The following is a 15,564-nucleotide window of genomic DNA, read 5'->3' on the forward strand; positions in this document are numbered from 1 at the left end:
GATGATTTTTTGCTTACATTTCAGCGTGCTTAAGCCATTACCCGCTTAGGATTGGTTGAGGTTTGTGTAGCTAGCCTTAATGACGCGTCGGCAGAACAGCCCGATGCGTTTCTGAAACTACACAAGGAAGCAGAGATGAATCCCCTTACACGTCGTAGCTTTATGACCTTCGCCGCCGGAGGAACGGTGGCGCTGGCGGCCGGTTCCGTTCATGCTCATGACCGTACAGTCACGGCACAGCCCTGGACGGGCCAAATGGGCGGCAGCGATCCTGGCCCGCACGATCCGGTGCGCCAGGCTGAAAACCCCGATATCGTTAATCCACCGCCTACCGACAGCGGCACGCTGCCTAACCTGCGCTTTTCCTATAGCGATTCGCATGTACGTAAAGGCAGCGGCGGCTGGACACGACAGATTACCGAGCGTGAACTGGGCGTTTCCAAAAGTATTGCTGGCGTCAACATGCGCCTGAATAGCGGCGGCATTCGTGAGCTGCACTGGCATAAAGAGGGCGAGTGGGCCTATATGCTTTACGGCAAGGCACGCATTACCGCACTGGACGTGGACGGCCACTGGTTTGTGGATGATGTGGGCGTAGGCGATCTCTGGTACTTTCCGCCCGGCGTACCGCACTCGATTCAGGGGCTTGGCCCGGACGGCTGCGAGTTTTTGCTGGCCTTTGACAGCGGCGGCTTTGACGAGGACAGCACCTTTCTGCTCAGCGACTGGTTTAAGCATGTGCCGCCGGAAGTGCTGGCGAAAAACTTCGGCGTGCCGGTGGAAACCTTCAGCAAGCTGCCAGCCCCGGCCGATGAATATATCTTTGCCGCCACGCCGCCGGGCGATTTGAAAAACGATGCCATCGCGGGCGCTACTCGTTCCACCACCGCCTTCAGCCACCGCCTTCAGCCACCGCATGCTGGCGCAGCAGCCCATCACGCTAAAAGGCGGTACGGTACGTATTACCGACTCCTCGGTGTTTAAGGTTTCCAAAACCATTGCGGCGGCGCTGGTAGAACTCCAGCCCGGCGCAATGCGCGAACTGCACTGGCATCCAAACACCGACGAATGGCAATACTACCTGGAAGGGGAAGGACGTATGGGCGTATTCGCCTCTTCCGGCCAGGCGCGCACCTTTGATTTCCGCGCCGGGGATGTCGGCTACGTACCTTTTGCGATGGGGCACTACGTTGAAAACACCGGCGACAAACCGCTGCGTTTTCTCGAGCTGTTCAAAAGCGATTATTACGCCGATATCTCGCTGAACCAGTGGCTGGCTTCAACGCCACCTGAACTGGTTCGCCAGCATCTGCATCTGGACGACGCCTTTATGCAGGCGCTGGATAAAACCAAAAAGCCGGTGGTTGGCGGCTGATTGATGCTCCAGCAGGCCGCAGGGATGCGGCACCAATTCGTTGCAAAATATAAGCTGTCACTTTCCTGTCATCAAACTCTTCCAGCATAAGTGCCGATAAAGTTAACCGAGGAACCTTCATGCGCTTTCGTTATTCTTTGCTGGCCAGCACGCTGCTGCTGGGACAATTCGCCCAGGCAAAAAACGCGACCCTTAACCCTGACCAAATTCAGGCTATTATCGAAACCACCACGCCCGCCAGCAGCAATGCGCAGTTCGCAGCTTTTGACGGGGAAATTCAGCGCGATCTTATCGAAACGCTAAAAGGCGATGCGGGCAAGCTAACGCGAGCACAGCTGGAAAAAACCGCCCAGAGTGACAAACTGGCGGACAAGCAGTGGCTGAAGGCGAGCGGCTATGACTTTGGCAAAAAAGCCAACCAGCAGGCGGGTATCGAACTGCTTAGCGCCTTTGGCACGCTGCCGAAAAAAACGCTGGAAGCCAGCCTGCAGGGCGTGGAGCAGGTCAACCTCAACGCCACCGACGGCCAGCGTCGCCAGGCAATTATCGATGCGGAAGGCCAAAACCACCTCTTTTTCCTCGCCGATGCGCTGGGGCCAAAGCTGGGCCAGGCTTTCCTGCATGCCTACGATAAAGGCGAGATCGGTAAAGCGGCGGCATTGCTCAAGGCCAGCGAGGTCAGCACTGGCGCGGCCAAAGCACATTTTAACTATCCACGGCCTTTCCTGATCCCCGGCAACACTATTCATGGCGTGCCGGATACGGCGGTAGTGAAAGACAACCAGCCTTACCAGGCGAGCGAAGGCGCCTTCCCAAGCGGCCACACCAATACCGCCTGGACTGACGCGTTGCTGCTGGGCGAAATGGTGCCGGAACGCTTTGTCCCGCTGGTAGATCGCGCTGCGCGCTATGGCTATTCACGCATGGTGCTGGGCGTTCACTATCCGATCGACCTTATAGGGTCGCGGATGGTAGCGCAGCGTAATGTGGCTCACTATCTGAACGATACAAAATACCGGGCGCTGTTTGATGAAGCGAAACAGCAGCTACGCGGCGCGCTGGAAAAAGAGTGCGGCACGACGCTGGCCGAATGCGCTAAGCCTGCAGGCGCCGCCGATCCCTATGCCGCGCCGCAGATGCGGCAATTTGCCCATTTTGCGATGACCTATAATCTGCCGCAGGAAAAAGGGAAAGAGGTGAGGATTGCAGTGCCGGCAGGCGCGGAAGCGCTGCTGGAAGCGCCGTTGCCGCATCTGAGCGCGTCTCAGCGTCGTCAGCTAATGGTTTCCAGCGCACTGGCTGGCGGCTATCCGCTTTCCGGCGAGACGCCGGAACAAAACTTCTGGCAGCGGCTGGATCTTTCAGCGGCGGTCAGCGCCGGTAAAAGATAAACAAAGGGGTGAATCTTCACCCCTTATTGGTTAGCGCGGCGTTATTTATCCGCGCTGGCTTCTGCCGTCTTCTGCTGCTCGCCTTTTACGCCAATTTCCGGCAGCGCGCCAAAATCCAGCTTTTTATCCTTTAGCTGCTCCGCCAGCTCCTTGCTGATATCCGCTTCAGGGGCAGAGGCAAGCGCGCTCTGAGTTGGCAAAATCGCCAGTAGCTGGTGCGCCTGACGATATTTATCCGCGGCTTCCGTTATTGCCTTCAGCGCCACGCTGTTGGCCTGGCGCTGGGCATGCTGCCACTCCAGATTTAACAGCTGGCGATCGGCAAGCAGCGCGCTGCTTCGTTTTTCCTCGGGCAGCCTGGCGCCATTCTCCTGAGCCATTTTTAGTCCTTGTTGCAGCTTCTCGTCCACCGCGCCCAGCCTGGCTTTTAGCTGCTCCGCCAGGCCTGAATCCTGCATCACGCGCTCCGCATTGATAAATTTCACCGTCGGCGCCTCTTTTTCGCCGCAGCCGGTAAGCAGGGTGGTGGCAACGACGATACCCATAGCCAGCGTACTGATTTTTTGCTTCATTCTCTTCTCCTGTAAACCTGGCCCTTTGGCCCGGTTGCTCCCTGGATGGGATGATTAAACCGCAGGGAATATAAACGATAGGCGGGCGTTCGGCGGCTTTTTCCACGTTAGCCCTTGATTAAAATCAAAGTTTTAAACTTCACCCTATTTCCGCAGCCCTGAAAAGACTGATGCGCTCAATATGTATTGGGTAGCGCTATTACTCTCATCCATTCAGGTGTAAAAGGCCAGTTATGTCATTGGCAAAAGAACCTCGCCCGCAGAGGCGAAGCGTCTGGCCGAATCGGCTTTTTGTGCTGCGGCCGCAGCAACGGGCAAAAGCACTCGCTATTCCATGCTAAAGTAAAATTTTCGTTATCTTCAGAGGATGAAAATTATGTCGCACACTTCTTATGCCAGCCGCATCATTACCGCCACGCCGGAAGAAATCTGGCCGCTGATTGCGGATTTTAACGGTCTGCCGAAAATCCACCCGGCGATCTCCGCCAGCGAGCTGGAAGAGGGCGCTACCGAAAGCAAAGTCGGCGTGGTCAGAAAGCTGACGCTGCCTGATGGTGCAGTACGCGAGCGGCTGGTTAAACTCGATAAGGCCAGCAGGGAGCTGCACTACGCTATTCTGGACGGCATCATGCCGGTGACGGACTACGTAGCGGTAGTGAAACTTTCACCCAAGGCGGACGGCACTACGCTGGCGGAGTGGTGGGCAGATTTCAAGGTTGCCGCCGGTCATGACGAGCAGGAAGTCGCGCAGAACGTCAGCGAAGGCGTTTTCGCTACCTGCCTGCAAAATATCGCGCAAAAGCTGGCTAAATAAGGATCTCGCCATGACCACGCAGCTTGTCCTGCAGCGCTATCAGCCTTGCTATCAGGCCGGCGTCAAAGCGCTGATCCTGCCGATCCAGAATCATGAATTCGGTATCGAAATTAGCGCGGAGCAGCAGCCGGATCTCAGCGATATCGAAAACTTTTACCAGCAGGGTACGGGCGATTTTTGGCTGGCGCTGGCTGGGGAACAGGTAGTGGGCTGCATCGGCCTGAAGGATATCGGCGAGCGGCAGGGCGCGTTGCGTAAAATGTTTGTGGCGAAGGCATGGCGCGGTAGGGAGCATGGCGCGGCCAGCAGCCTGCTGCAAATACTGGTTGCGCACGCCCGGGAACAGCAGCTTCAGGCTATCTGGCTGGGCACCACCGCGAAATTTCTGGCGGCGCATCGCTTTTATGAAAAAAACGGTTTTAGCGAAGTCGCCGAAAAAAATTTACCGGCCGCTTTTCCCGTGATGAAAGTAGATACAAAGTTCTACCATCTGGCGCTGTAGCAGCAAAAAGGGCGAACCGCGTTCGCCCTTGTTTCCTTAGGCATGATCGCCTGACGTGCTCATCTGCATCAAATCTTTATCCACAAAGAACAGGCCCTTGCCGCTATCGCCAACCAGCGCCAGCTTATCCAGCACGGTTTTAAACAGCTTCTCTTCTTCATGCTGCTCGGCGACATACCACTGCAGGAAATTAAACGTAGAATAATCCTGCGAGGTCATGGCAGCATGCGCCAGCTCGTTGATTTTAGCGGTAATAAGCTGCTCATGCTCGTAGGCCTGCTCCAGCACCCTGTTCAGCGAGTCAAAAGTCACCGGCGGCGCGGCGATGGTGCCCAGCACCGGCATCGCGCCCGTATCGCTCAGGTAGTTAAACAGACGCTGCATATGCTGCATCTCTTCCCGGGAATGCTCGCGCAGAAAGGCGGCAGCGCCTTCAAAGCCTTTATCCGCGCACCAGGCGCTCATTTGCAGATAGAGATTAGCAGAGAAAAACTCCAGGTTTAACTGATCGTTCAGGCGAGAAGTCATTTCGGCAGTCAGCATAGCGGCTCCAGATATTTATGTATGATTTATTTCGCGCATTATGCATGGAATAAACTGAAATAAAAACCGCATTAAAAACTATTTTTTAATTTCCCGAAGTGATTGATAATTATTATCATCGGTTCTCCCGCCAGCCTGCAGCGGAATGGTTTTGATAACCATTCTTATTAGCTATTGGCTGAGTACATTAACTTAATAATATATCTAAGTGATTTCAATTACGCTTTTTAATAACGGGTTTATTTATTATTATTTTTTCAGGTCAATGGCGCTATATTAACGGTCACTAAAATTCAGAAAAATTACATATTGGAAAATTCTCAGCGAAAGCAACAGGGATAATCAGAGGACGCATTTTTACCCTATTGAAATAAATGATTTTTTTCTGTCTTCTCTTGCCGTTTCTCGCTTAAAGCCGGTCTCAACGCTGGTTGTTTCTCTTTATGCGCTACAGCGCACGGTGCAGGAAGATCACATCTGATAAATGACGTGATATGCTGCGTAGTTGCAAAACAAAGCTTTTCAGTTTCACTCATTATAAAGGACGCAAGATGGAGCATAAGGACTGGCATTCCGCAGATATTATTGCTGCGCTGAAAAAAAGAGGCACTAATCTGTCTGCGCTTTCGCGCGCCGCAGGCCTGGCGTCGTCCACGCTGGCTAACGCGCTGCGCCGCCCGTGGCCAAAAGGCGAAAAGCTGATTGCCGAAGCATTAGGAGAAAGGCCGGAGCGCATCTGGCCAACGCGCTATATACATCCGACCAGGCTGCGCCGACGAACTAAATAAGCCTGTCGGCCGTGTCGGGAAAAAGCGCTGCGCGCTATGGTTAAGGCTTCCGGCATATTTATGTCGGCGGCGTCTTATTATTAGCCGTTATCCCCCTGGCGGCCGCGAGTTAAACGCAGCCTTCTTTACTGTTGCTTAAATACCAGCGGCGCATGCGCTCGTCCGTTAGCTGTCGATAAGCCTGCCGCAATGAGGCGATAGCGGGCTGAAGCTCACCGGGCGACAGCGCCAGCTGCTGATACAGCCAGTGAGCGGTGATTTGCTCAGGGTTTTTTGGCGTCGCTACGGACATCGCCTGCTGGATAACGCTTTGGCTGGCGCTAAGCGTGGCGGCGGTCGCTTCCTGCACCGGTTTTTCCATTGCGGCGATAAACAGCTCAATATGCCGGAACAGTTCCGCTGCGCTGAGAGAAGGGGATTGCAGCGCAAAAAGCAAACCGGCCTGGCCAGCGGCCTGATGGAAGCGGCAGCTAACCACGTAGCCAATATTAGCCTCGACCCGCAATTGCTGGAAAAAGCGCGGTTCAAAGAAGGCCGCCAGCTGTTGCCAGTTGGCGAAACACCCAGCGCTGCGCTCGGCAAGCGGACAGAACACCAGTACAGCGGCATCCTGACCTGAAGTCGGGCAGAAAAAATGCGGCTGCGCGGGCGAAAGCGTCGGCAGCGGCAGCGTGGGTTCCACCACGCCCGGCAGTTTAGTCAGCAGCCGGGCCAGCGTATCCGCGCTTTCGTCGCTGCCGCCATAAAGCGTCGCCCGCCAGCGCAGCGCTGCTGCTGGCGATTCGCCACTCAGCAAATCAGGCAGGCGTGCAAGCAAAGTACGGATAGCGATATCGTCCGTTTGTTGCGCCTTGTGAAAAAGCCTTTCGCCATAGGCCAGCGTGGCAGCCGAAGGATCCGCCAGATCCTGCAATGCCCGATCCAGCAAGAAAGCCAGTAACGCCTCGCTGCCGCTAAGCCGCAGCAGCCACAGCCCGTGCTGGCGGGAAAAACTTAATTCCCCGTCGCGATGCATTGCCTCGCCCATTGCCGGTTGCAGCGCGGCTTCAAGCATTGCTGCTGTTTGTCGGCCAGGCTGCTGCACGCTAAGCATCAGCACAGGCTCGCCCGCAGCAGCAAAGTGGCTTAACGCACTTCGCGTCGCCGGTAGCTCTGGCGCGGCGGGTGCAGAAGAAGGGGAATAAAAATGCATATCGGGCAGCGCCTGCTGCGTGACGTGCGGCCAGTCAATGGCGGCCAGCTTCAGGGTAAAACCCTGAGCCTGCACCTTCGGCGCGTTAACCGCAGGCGAAACCCATAAACGGCTAAATTCCTGCAAAACAGGCAGGGCAGTTGCCGCCTCCGCAGGCGGAAAGCCCAGCGCCAGCTCGCGCAGCCGATCGAGCACGGAAAGCTGGCGAGAGCGGCGCTGCGTCAGGCTGGCGTAATGCGTTAGCTGGGCTGTCGTTAGTTCAGGCAGCAACGCCAGCCAGCGGCGAAACAGGTTTTCGATGCCAACGCACTGCGCCAGCTGCAAATCGCTGCGCTGAAAAACCACGCTGACCACTGACTGCTGTGGGCTACGGTAAGGCTCCAGCAGCGAAATATCATCGCACAACCCCTGCTCGCGTAGCGTTGCCAGCAGGCTGCCTGGCGCTTTATCGGCCAGCAGTTCGCGCAGTAGCGCCAGGCTGGCAGGCTCGTGCCCGCGGATAACAAAACTTAGCTGAAATTGTTGCGCGGCGGCGCTTTGCAGCGCGAATGTCCGCTGCCGCGCAAGCTGTAACAAGGGAAAACCGTCCGGGACGAAATTAACCTGATTGAAAGCCGCCGCAGCCTTTTCTGCCAGCGTCCGCAGTTCTGCCAGCGGCTGCGGGCCGCTCAGCCACAGCTCCAGCCTGCCGCTATGGAAAAAGCGCTGGTGGTAGGTTCGCAGCGCCTGCTGCAAAGCGGCGGCATCATCGCCAAAATCATGCTGGCTGCCTACATGAAAATCGTGCAGAGGATGAGGCGCGGCAAATGCCTGGCTGAGCGCTGCCTCGCACAGTGTTGGCCCGTGGCTTTGCAACAGGCGATACTCCGCCTCGATCGCTGCCGCTTCTGCCTGGATGGCCTCAGTTGCCAGCAGCGGCCGCGCCAGCATATCCGTCAGCCTGCATAAGGCTGCCGCAAGCTGCTCAGGCGCAATCTCAACAAACCAGGCGGTATAGTGCGCCAGCGTGGTGGCATTCAGCCGCGCGCCCTGAGCAGGCGCCCAGGCCATCAGCCGCTGCTCTTGCTGAAAACCTTCGCTGCCAGCGAACAGCACATGTTCCAGCAGATGCGCCAGGCCAGGCCAGCGCGCCGGTTCGTCAAAACTGCCTGCAGAAAGACGGAACAGCGCTGCCGACCGCGTAGCTTGCGGATCCTGGATCAAATTGATCCGCAGGCCGTTTGCCACGCAGCAGGAGGAAAGATCGTTCACGGCGCAGTTTTAAAGATCAGCTGGGAATTAGTGCGGTTGCGGAACTGTAGCTGGCTGATTTGAATATTGCTGCAGTTAGCCTGCTCGCGCGCCGCCAAAATCTGACCGTGATGCGGCGATTTGGCGCAAACGGGATCGGCGTTATCCGCGTTGCCGGTCAGCATAAAGGCCTGACAGCGGCAGCCGCCGAAATCCTTCTCTTTTTCGTCGCAGGAGCGGCAGGGTTCCGGCATCCAGTCAAAGCCGCGATATTTATTAAAGCCGAACGAGTCGTACCAGATTTCCTGCAGCGTATGCTCCAGCACCGAAGGAAACTCAACCGGCAGCTGGCGCGCACTGTGGCACGGCAGCGCCATGCCTTCCGGCGTCACGCTCAGGAAAATCGCGCCCCAGCCGCCCATGCAGCCTTTCGGCCGCTCTTCATAATAGTCGGGCGTCACAAACAGCAGATTGGCGAAGTTGCTGTTGTCTTTCATCTTCTCGCGGTAGCGCTGCACCACGGCTTCGGCGCTGGCGATCTGCTCGCGCGTGGGCAGCAGCCCTTCACGGTTCAGCTGTGCCCAGCCGTAAAACTGACAGGTTGCCAGCTCGACATCGTCCGCTTCCAGCTCGATCGCCAGCTCGATGATCCGGTCGATCTGATCGATATTGTGGCGGTGCAGCACAAAGTTAAGCACCATCGGATAGCCGTGCGCCTTGACCGCTTTCGCCATGGCCAGCTTCTGCTGGAAGGCCTTTTGCGATCCCGCCAGCGCGGCGTTCAGCGTCTCGTCGCTGGCCTGGAAACTGATCTGAATATGATCGAGGCCCGCTTCGGCAAAGGCGTCGATCTTCTTCTCGGTCAGGCCGATGCCGGAAGTAATCAGGTTGGTATAAAAACCCAGATCCCGCGCGGCACGGATCAGCTCGGGCAGATCCTTGCGCACCAGCGGTTCGCCGCCGGAAAAGCCCAGCTGCACGGCACCCATCTGGCGGGCCTGTTTAAAGACTTCGATCCACTGCTCCGTGGTCAGCTCCTGCTCCTGCTTCGCGAAATCCAGCGGATTGGAGCAGTAGGGGCACTGTAGCGGGCAGCGATAGGTCAGCTCGGCCAGCAGCCACAGCGGCGGATTGACCTGAGGCTTAAGCAAGTTCACGAAAAATTATCCACTTCTGTTCAACGGCCTGCACAAAGAACGCTTTCACATCCTCATCCACGCCGCCCGCATCGGGAAAACGAGCGTTAAGCTCGGCAATCAGGGCCGCCAGCGGACGCTTGCCGTCCACCAGCTGTAAAATCGCGGTAGCGCTCTCGTTCAGCTTCGCCATGCCTTCCGGATAAAGGATGACGTGGCAATCCTGGGTCGGCTCCCACTGTAAGCGGTAGCCGCGACGGAACAGAGGCACCTGCTGGTCGTTAATAGTCATTACAGCAATCTCTCATGATGCCAGGCGATCTGGTCGGTGACGGTATGGTAAGGCGGACGATGCAGCTCGTAGGCCATGCTCATGGCGTCCAGCATGCTCCAGAGAATATCCAGCTTGAATTGCAGGATCGACAACATGCGCTGCTGCTGCTCCGCAGTAGTAAAATAATCCAGCGCCAGCGCTAAGCCATGCTCGACATCACGTCTGGCCTGGCCCAGGCGACCACGGAAATAGTCATAGCCTTCGGCCTCGATCCACTGATAGTGCTGCGGCCAGCTATCCAGGCGCGACTGGTGGATTTCTGGCGCGAACAGCTCGGTCAGCGAGCTGCATGCCGCTTCCTGCCAGACCGCGCGACGAGCGAAATTGACATAGGCATCCACGGCGAAGCGCACGCCCGGCAGCACTAATTTCTCGGAAAGCAGCGTCTCGCGCGTCAGGCCTACGGCTTCGCCCAGCCGCAGCCAGGCTTCAATACCGCCTTCGCTGCCTTCGTGACCGTCATGATCGAGGATACGCTGCACCCATTTGCGGCGCGTCTGCGGATCCGGGCAGTTAGCCATAATCGCCGCGTCTTTCAGCGGAATACTGGTCTGATAATAAAAACGGTTCGCCACCCAGCCCTGAATCTGTTCGCGCGTCGCCTGGCCTTTATGCATGGCGATATGGTAAGGATGATGGATATGGTAGTAAGCGCCTTTAGCGCGCAGCGCCTGCTCGAACGCTTCGCGCGTCATAGGGGTATCTTTCATGATTTTCTCACAGGTCGATCCGCATCCCGTCATGGCTGACCTCGATGCCGTGCTGCGCCAGCGCCTGGCGCTCGGCCGACTCTTCATCCAGGATCGGGTTGGTGTTATTGATATGAATAAGAATTTTACGTTCGGCGGGCAGCGAAGCCAGTAGCGCGATCAGCCCTTGCTCTTCGGCCAGCGCCAGATGGCCCATATCCTTGCCGGTATTGCGGCCCACGCCGGTGTTTGCCAGCTCGTTATCCTGCCACAGTGTGCCGTCGATCAGCAGACAGTCGGCTTTTTGCAACCAGCCCAATAGCTCGCTGTCCGGTTCGCCCAGGCCGGGCGCATACATCAGCGTTTTACCGCTGCGGGTATCTTCGATAAACAGCGCGACATTGTGGCCGGGCAGCGGTTTGCCGCGGTACTGCGAGTAGGGCGGCGCGTTGCTGAGCAGCGGAATAGCGGTGAATTTCAACGCGGGACAGACAGCCACCGAGAAAGGCTCGCCTGGCTGGATAGCATGATGCACAAGGCCGCCGTTCCAGTGCGAAAGCATGGTAAAGACCGGGAAACCGGTAGTCAGATCCTCATGCACTTCCGGCGTGCACCAGACCTGATGCGGGCAACCCTCGCGCAGGCTCAGCAGGCCGGTAGTGTGGTCAATCTGACTGTCGGTCAGAATAATCGAGCCGATAGCGGTGCCGCGCAGTACGCCTTCTTTGTTAAGCGCGGGCGTAGCGGCAATCTGATGCGCAATATCCGGCGAGGCGTTGCACAGGACAAAATCGATGCCGTCATCGCTAATAGCGATAGAGGATTGGGTGCGCGGCGTAGCTTTTACAGTGCCGTTACGCACGCCCTGACAGTTCCGGCAATTGCAGTTCCACTGGGGAAACCCGCCGCCGGCCGCAGAGCCAAGAACGTTAATTTGCATGTGTAGACCAGAAAAAAAAGAGGAAATGCCCACGACAGTGGGCATAAGGGCTTAGCGGTTGGAGATGTACAGCGTTACTTCCAGACCTAAGCGTAAATCAACGAAAGTTGGTTTAGTCCACATAGCGGAGCTCCTCATGGTGTTAGGGGAAAAATCTGCCCGTTAAGTTCGGCAGGTAATCAGCTTATTGTCAAATGTTGACACTTTGGCGGCGCAAATGTTGCACCTGTGTCAAAGCGATATCAACCCTGTAAGCCGCAGGGATTAACAGGAGAAAGCAAGGCGCGCCTTATTCTCCCCAGGTTTTCTCCAGCACGCGCAGCCAGTTACGCCAGCAAAGCTTTTCAATCAGCTCAGACGAATAGCCTGCCTGCGCCATTGCCGCTGTCAGCTTCGGCAGGCCAGCGACGTCGCCCAGTTCGCCAGGCACGCTGATGCCGTCGAAATCGGAGCCGAAGCCGACCCGGTCTTCACCCAGCTTCTCTATCAGCGCATCCAGATGGCGCACGATCTGTTCCAGCGGCGTATCTTCATCCCGCTTGCCGTCGGCACGCAGAAAGGCATTGCCAAAATTCACGCCGACAAAACCGTCGCTTTGCGCAATCGCAGCCAGCTGTTGGTCGGTTAAATTACGCGGCTGTGGGCAGATTGCATGCACGTTAGAATGCGTGGCGACTAGTGGCGCATCGCTAACTTCAGCCACCTGCCAGAACGATTTCTCATTCATATGCGACAGATCGATCAGCAGCTTTTTTTGATTACAGAGGCGCAGCAAATTAATGCCCGCAGGCGTCAGCCCGTCGCCGCTGTCGGGCGAACCGGGAAAGCCACCGGTCACGCCAGTACCAAAGCGGTTTTGCAGATTCCACAGCGGCCCCATGCTGCGCAGTCCGGCGGCGATCCAGCCGTCAAGCTGGCTGCACTCTTCATCCAGCGCTTCTGCGCCTTCGATATGCAGCACCATCGCCAGCACGCCCTGCTCGATGCAGCTTTTAATTTCGCCTGCGGTACGGCAGATACGCGCCTGGCCTTCAGAACGGTCGGCGATCTGATGCAGCAGGGCGATCTGCGCTTCGGTAATCGCCAGCGGATCGTGATCTTCTTCTCTGTAAGTCGTTTTGCTCTGCTTCATGTATTGCGCAGGCGGCACAAATACCGCGAACAGGCCGCCCGCGAAGCCGCCTTTGCGAATACGCGCCATATCCAGATGGCCGTTCATCGTGCCGTGCAGAAAATCGGCGACGGCATCGCCTTGTTCCTGCATCCACAGGCGCAGCAAGAGATCGTTATGGCCGTCAAAAACGGGCAGAGCATTCACAGGTATCGGCATTGTTATGAATCAGAAGGTACATTGTTAAATAAATGATACCTTAAACTGCCGCGCCGGGCCTGCTGAAAAGTGCGGTAAAGCGGCGAAAAGTAGCTAAAAGTGTAAGTAATTCCTGTAAAAGTAAATCGCTGTATTTTTGCGGCAGGCGGTGCAAAAGAAATAAAAGCGGGCCGCCGGGAACGGCAGCCCGAGGGATTAAAGCACGTCGCTTAAAAAGGTGAGCAGCTCGTGGTTGACGAAGGCCGGGTTTTCAAGACAGCTGATATGGCCCGCGTCGGGCACGGTAATATGGCGGCATTGTAGTAACGCCGCCATCAGCTGGCCCTCGCTGACCGGACGCGGCTTATCGTGCTCGCCGGTCATAACCAGCACAGGGCAGCGGATATCGCTTAATAAAGCGAGCCTGTCGCGCCGGCCGAATATCATTTTTCCCAGCGGGACTATGCTCTGACGCAGACGTTCTGCCGACAGCGAGCGCATCTGCGTTTTTAGCGCTTCGAGCCGTAGCGCATCCACCTTAGCGGAATAAAACTGGGCAGCAGCATAGTTGATAACGGGTTCTGGTATAGCGCCCAACCGATCCGCCGTCTCCAGCATGGAAAAGTACTGCTGCTTTTGCGCTTCCGGCTCCGCGCCGATAAAAGTATCCATCAGCACCAGCGCTCTTAAGCGCTCTCCGGCCTGCGCTGCCAGCTCCGCGCCCCACATACCGCCAACGGAAAGCCCTGCCAGCGCGAAATCCTGAAAACCCAGCTTATCCATCAACTTAAGATGATCGTGCGCCAGATCGGCCAGCGTTGCCGAACCGGCTGGTAGTTCCGGCGAATCGCCGTGGCCCCACAAATCGACGGCTATGGTCGTGAAGTGGCGGGAAAGCTCGGTAATTTGCGGCGCCCACATTGTTTTATCAAAAAAATAGCTATGCCCAAGCAGAATGGGAAACCCCGAACCTTGTACCGAATAAGAAAGTGCATGGCGAGCCATGGCGAAACTCCTTTTAATATTAGTTAGCGTTGGTCAACGCACGGCTATTTATAACTTCTTTGCAGGTTAATTCCGAGGGGATAAAAAAGGCGGCTGTGAAAACAGTCGCCTTTGTTGAGGCTTTTTAAATGCTTTATTTAAATTTCACAGGTTAATAGTTGTTATTCTGTAAAATAACCCGCGCCATCAAAAAACCAGCGGGTGACCCGGCCATTTGCAAGGTAATAATAGCCCGCGTCGCCGGCAACGTTGTTTCCCCAGCTGGGTTTAGCTTCTTCCGTGGCGGTTTTCAGGCCGATAGCACCGATCTTTTGGGTAGTGTAGTTATCTTCCAGCATGGCTTTTATATCATCAAGAGTCAGCTTAGCCGTACCTGCGCCGCCAACCTTAAAACACTCAAAGGATTTTAATTCACGCATAACAATTCTCCATTTTATAGCAATACATGATTTCTTCAGGCGCCGAACGACAGATTCCTCCTGCCTTCTTCTACAACATAGCTGATATTAGTAACGGCTACCTGAAGTGGAGCGTATTATAAAGTTAAATAAAGCAAAGTATATTGTTTTATTTGGTGGCTTTTGATTACCAGTGACAGTAATTTTTTATTTATTCTGGTACTCTTTTGACTGTTTTTATCATTTAGTTAAATAATCATTTTATATGGCAACCGGCTACGTCAGGCTGGAAAAGAATGCTACAGGGAATGCGCTTTAGAACAGCGGCGTTAGTGTTATGTTGATGTTTACGATTTGTTGATTGACGCCGTGCCAGACTCTCTGTCGTAATATCACCCTCTATATAACGAAAGGTTTTGCTAATGCCGATGATAAACCGTTGTTCCTCTGCTCTGTTGCTGCTGGCCGCCACGGCTTCGTTTGCCTATGCGGCGGAAGATTTTCACGTCACTTACGCTGGCTCAATGGGCGTGGTAATGGATAAAGCGCTTGGCCCGGCCTTCGCCAAAGCGCAGCAGGTTAACTATCAGGGGCAGGGCCAGGGCGCCTACGGCATGGCGAACCTGCTGGCTTCGAAAAAAGTGGTGGCGGACGTTTTTGTCTCGGTGACGCCGGGCCCGATTGCCGTGCTGCAAAAAGCCGGGCTGGTAGAAAAAGCGCTGCCGGTCGCCAGCACCAGCATGGTGATCGCCTACAACCCGAAAGGCAAATACGCTCAGGCCTTTGACGCTATTCGGCAAGGCAAAGCTGACGCGCAGCCATGGTGGAAAGTGTTACAGACGCCATCGCTGCGTTTTGGCCGTACCGATCCCGTTACCGACCCGCAGGGACAAAATATTATCTTCACTATGATGCTGGCCAGTCGCTACTACCAGCAGCCGGAGCTGAGCAAAAACGTGCTGGGCGAAACGCAGAATCCGCAGCAGGTGTTTGCGGAGGGCGGGCTGCTTTCCAGACTGGAAGCGGGCCAGGTGGATGCGGCTTCCGGCTATGAAAGCGCGACCCGTTCCGCTGGTCTGCCTTATATCACGCTGCCGGACGAGATTAACCTGAGCAATCCTGCGATGGACGCGTCCTGGTACAGCAAGGTTAGCTTTGCCGTAACCGATGCCAAAGGGCAGCAGAAAACCCTGCACCCGCAGCCGCTGGTCTTTTATGCCGCCGTGCTGAAAAACGCGCCGCATCCTGAACTGGCGCAGAAGTTTGTGCAGTTTATGCAGAGCGAAGCAGGGCAAAAGCTTTTTAAACAGAATGGTTACGGCCAGCCAAAAGGCGGCACGATCTAA

General features: G+C 55.9%; 16 protein-coding genes and 1 pseudogene. 6 read left to right on the top strand and 11 right to left on the bottom strand.

The features are described 5' to 3' along the window. Positions 1–135 precede the first annotated feature (135 nt). Both ACETPC_RS07530 and ACETPC_RS07535 read left to right on the top strand, forming a co-directional pair. Positions 136–1,375 (top strand): annotated as a pseudogene (locus ACETPC_RS07530) (cupin domain-containing protein). Between the two features lie 119 nt (positions 1,376–1,494). Then, on the top strand, positions 1,495–2,766 hold the full coding sequence (locus ACETPC_RS07535) for a phosphatase PAP2 family protein (protein WP_380180189.1): 1,272 nt from the start codon (positions 1,495–1,497) through the stop codon (positions 2,764–2,766). A 41-nt stretch (positions 2,767–2,807) separates the two neighbouring features. Here the strand turns inward: ACETPC_RS07535 and ACETPC_RS07540 are convergent, their stop codons facing one another. Next, complete coding sequence (locus ACETPC_RS07540) at positions 2,808–3,338, bottom strand: hypothetical protein (RefSeq protein ID WP_380180191.1); 531 nt, start codon at positions 3,336–3,338, stop codon at positions 2,808–2,810. 376 nt (positions 3,339–3,714) lie between these two features. Here ACETPC_RS07540 and ACETPC_RS07545 point away from each other — a divergent pair, with 376 nt between their 5' ends. After that, positions 3,715–4,152, top strand: a complete 438-nt coding sequence (locus tag ACETPC_RS07545; protein ID WP_380180193.1) for an SRPBCC family protein — start codon at positions 3,715–3,717, stop codon at positions 4,150–4,152. Positions 4,153–4,162: 10 nt separating this feature from the next. After that, positions 4,163–4,654, top strand: a complete 492-nt coding sequence (locus ACETPC_RS07550) for a GNAT family N-acetyltransferase (protein WP_380180195.1) — start codon at positions 4,163–4,165, stop codon at positions 4,652–4,654. Positions 4,655–4,690: 36 nt separating this feature from the next. On the opposite strand, the gene ftnA is transcribed toward ACETPC_RS07550, so the two are convergent. After that, positions 4,691–5,197: a non-heme ferritin gene (gene ftnA / locus ACETPC_RS07555; RefSeq protein ID WP_380180196.1), complete on the bottom strand. Its 507-nt coding sequence runs from the start codon at positions 5,195–5,197 to the stop codon at positions 4,691–4,693. Positions 5,198–5,748: 551 nt separating this feature from the next. On the opposite strand from ftnA, the gene ACETPC_RS07560 reads away from it, so the two are divergent. Next, a complete protein-coding gene (locus ACETPC_RS07560) occupies positions 5,749–5,985 on the top strand; it encodes a helix-turn-helix domain-containing protein (RefSeq protein ID WP_380180198.1) in 237 nt (78 codons plus the stop codon). 109 nt (positions 5,986–6,094) lie between these two features. On the opposite strand, the gene pqqF is transcribed toward ACETPC_RS07560, so the two are convergent. The 9 genes from pqqF to ACETPC_RS07605 form a co-directional block, all read right to left on the bottom strand. Next, entirely contained in the window at positions 6,095–8,428 is a 2,334-nt protein-coding gene (pqqF, locus tag ACETPC_RS07565) for a pyrroloquinoline quinone biosynthesis protein PqqF (RefSeq protein ID WP_380180199.1), read from the bottom strand. Continuing rightward, entirely contained in the window at positions 8,425–9,564 is a 1,140-nt protein-coding gene (gene pqqE, locus ACETPC_RS07570; protein WP_380180201.1) for a pyrroloquinoline quinone biosynthesis protein PqqE, read from the bottom strand. Before pqqE ends, pqqF begins: the two co-directional genes overlap by 4 nt. Then, positions 9,551–9,835: a pyrroloquinoline quinone biosynthesis peptide chaperone PqqD gene (gene pqqD, locus ACETPC_RS07575; RefSeq protein ID WP_380180203.1), complete on the bottom strand. Its 285-nt coding sequence runs from the start codon at positions 9,833–9,835 to the stop codon at positions 9,551–9,553. The genes pqqE and pqqD overlap by 14 nt, the downstream gene beginning before the upstream one ends. Next, positions 9,835–10,587 carry a pyrroloquinoline-quinone synthase PqqC gene (gene pqqC, locus ACETPC_RS07580; protein WP_380180205.1) on the bottom strand — a complete coding sequence of 251 codons (753 nt, stop codon included), beginning with the start codon at positions 10,585–10,587 and terminating at the stop codon, positions 9,835–9,837. The genes pqqD and pqqC overlap by 1 nt, the downstream gene beginning before the upstream one ends. A 7-nt stretch (positions 10,588–10,594) precedes the next feature. Continuing rightward, positions 10,595–11,506 carry a pyrroloquinoline quinone biosynthesis protein PqqB gene (pqqB, locus tag ACETPC_RS07585; protein ID WP_380180207.1) on the bottom strand — a complete coding sequence of 304 codons (912 nt, stop codon included), beginning with the start codon at positions 11,504–11,506 and terminating at the stop codon, positions 10,595–10,597. 51 nt (positions 11,507–11,557) lie between these two features. Further along, positions 11,558–11,629 (bottom strand): pyrroloquinoline quinone precursor peptide PqqA, encoded by a 72-nt coding sequence (gene pqqA / locus ACETPC_RS07590; RefSeq protein ID WP_071789594.1) that lies wholly within the window; start codon positions 11,627–11,629, stop codon positions 11,558–11,560. A 166-nt stretch (positions 11,630–11,795) separates the two neighbouring features. Next, the gene (locus ACETPC_RS07595) at positions 11,796–12,836 is read right to left on the bottom strand and encodes a dipeptidase (RefSeq protein ID WP_380180209.1); all 1,041 of its coding nucleotides are present in this window, start codon (positions 12,834–12,836) and stop codon (positions 11,796–11,798) included. A gap of 195 nt (positions 12,837–13,031) precedes the next feature. Beyond that, positions 13,032–13,820, bottom strand: coding sequence for an alpha/beta fold hydrolase (locus tag ACETPC_RS07600; RefSeq protein WP_380180211.1), 789 nt, complete (start codon positions 13,818–13,820; stop codon positions 13,032–13,034). Between the two features lie 161 nt (positions 13,821–13,981). After that, positions 13,982–14,239 carry a hypothetical protein gene (locus ACETPC_RS07605; protein ID WP_380180213.1) on the bottom strand — a complete coding sequence of 86 codons (258 nt, stop codon included), beginning with the start codon at positions 14,237–14,239 and terminating at the stop codon, positions 13,982–13,984. A gap of 407 nt (positions 14,240–14,646) precedes the next feature. Between ACETPC_RS07605 and ACETPC_RS07610 the strand changes: the two genes are divergently transcribed. After that, on the top strand, positions 14,647–15,564 hold the full coding sequence (locus tag ACETPC_RS07610; RefSeq protein ID WP_380180399.1) for an extracellular solute-binding protein: 918 nt from the start codon (positions 14,647–14,649) through the stop codon (positions 15,562–15,564).

It is taken from the genome of Pantoea sp. sgz302252, from assembly GCF_042610525.1.
Lineage (GTDB): Bacteria > Pseudomonadota > Gammaproteobacteria > Enterobacterales > Enterobacteriaceae > Erwinia.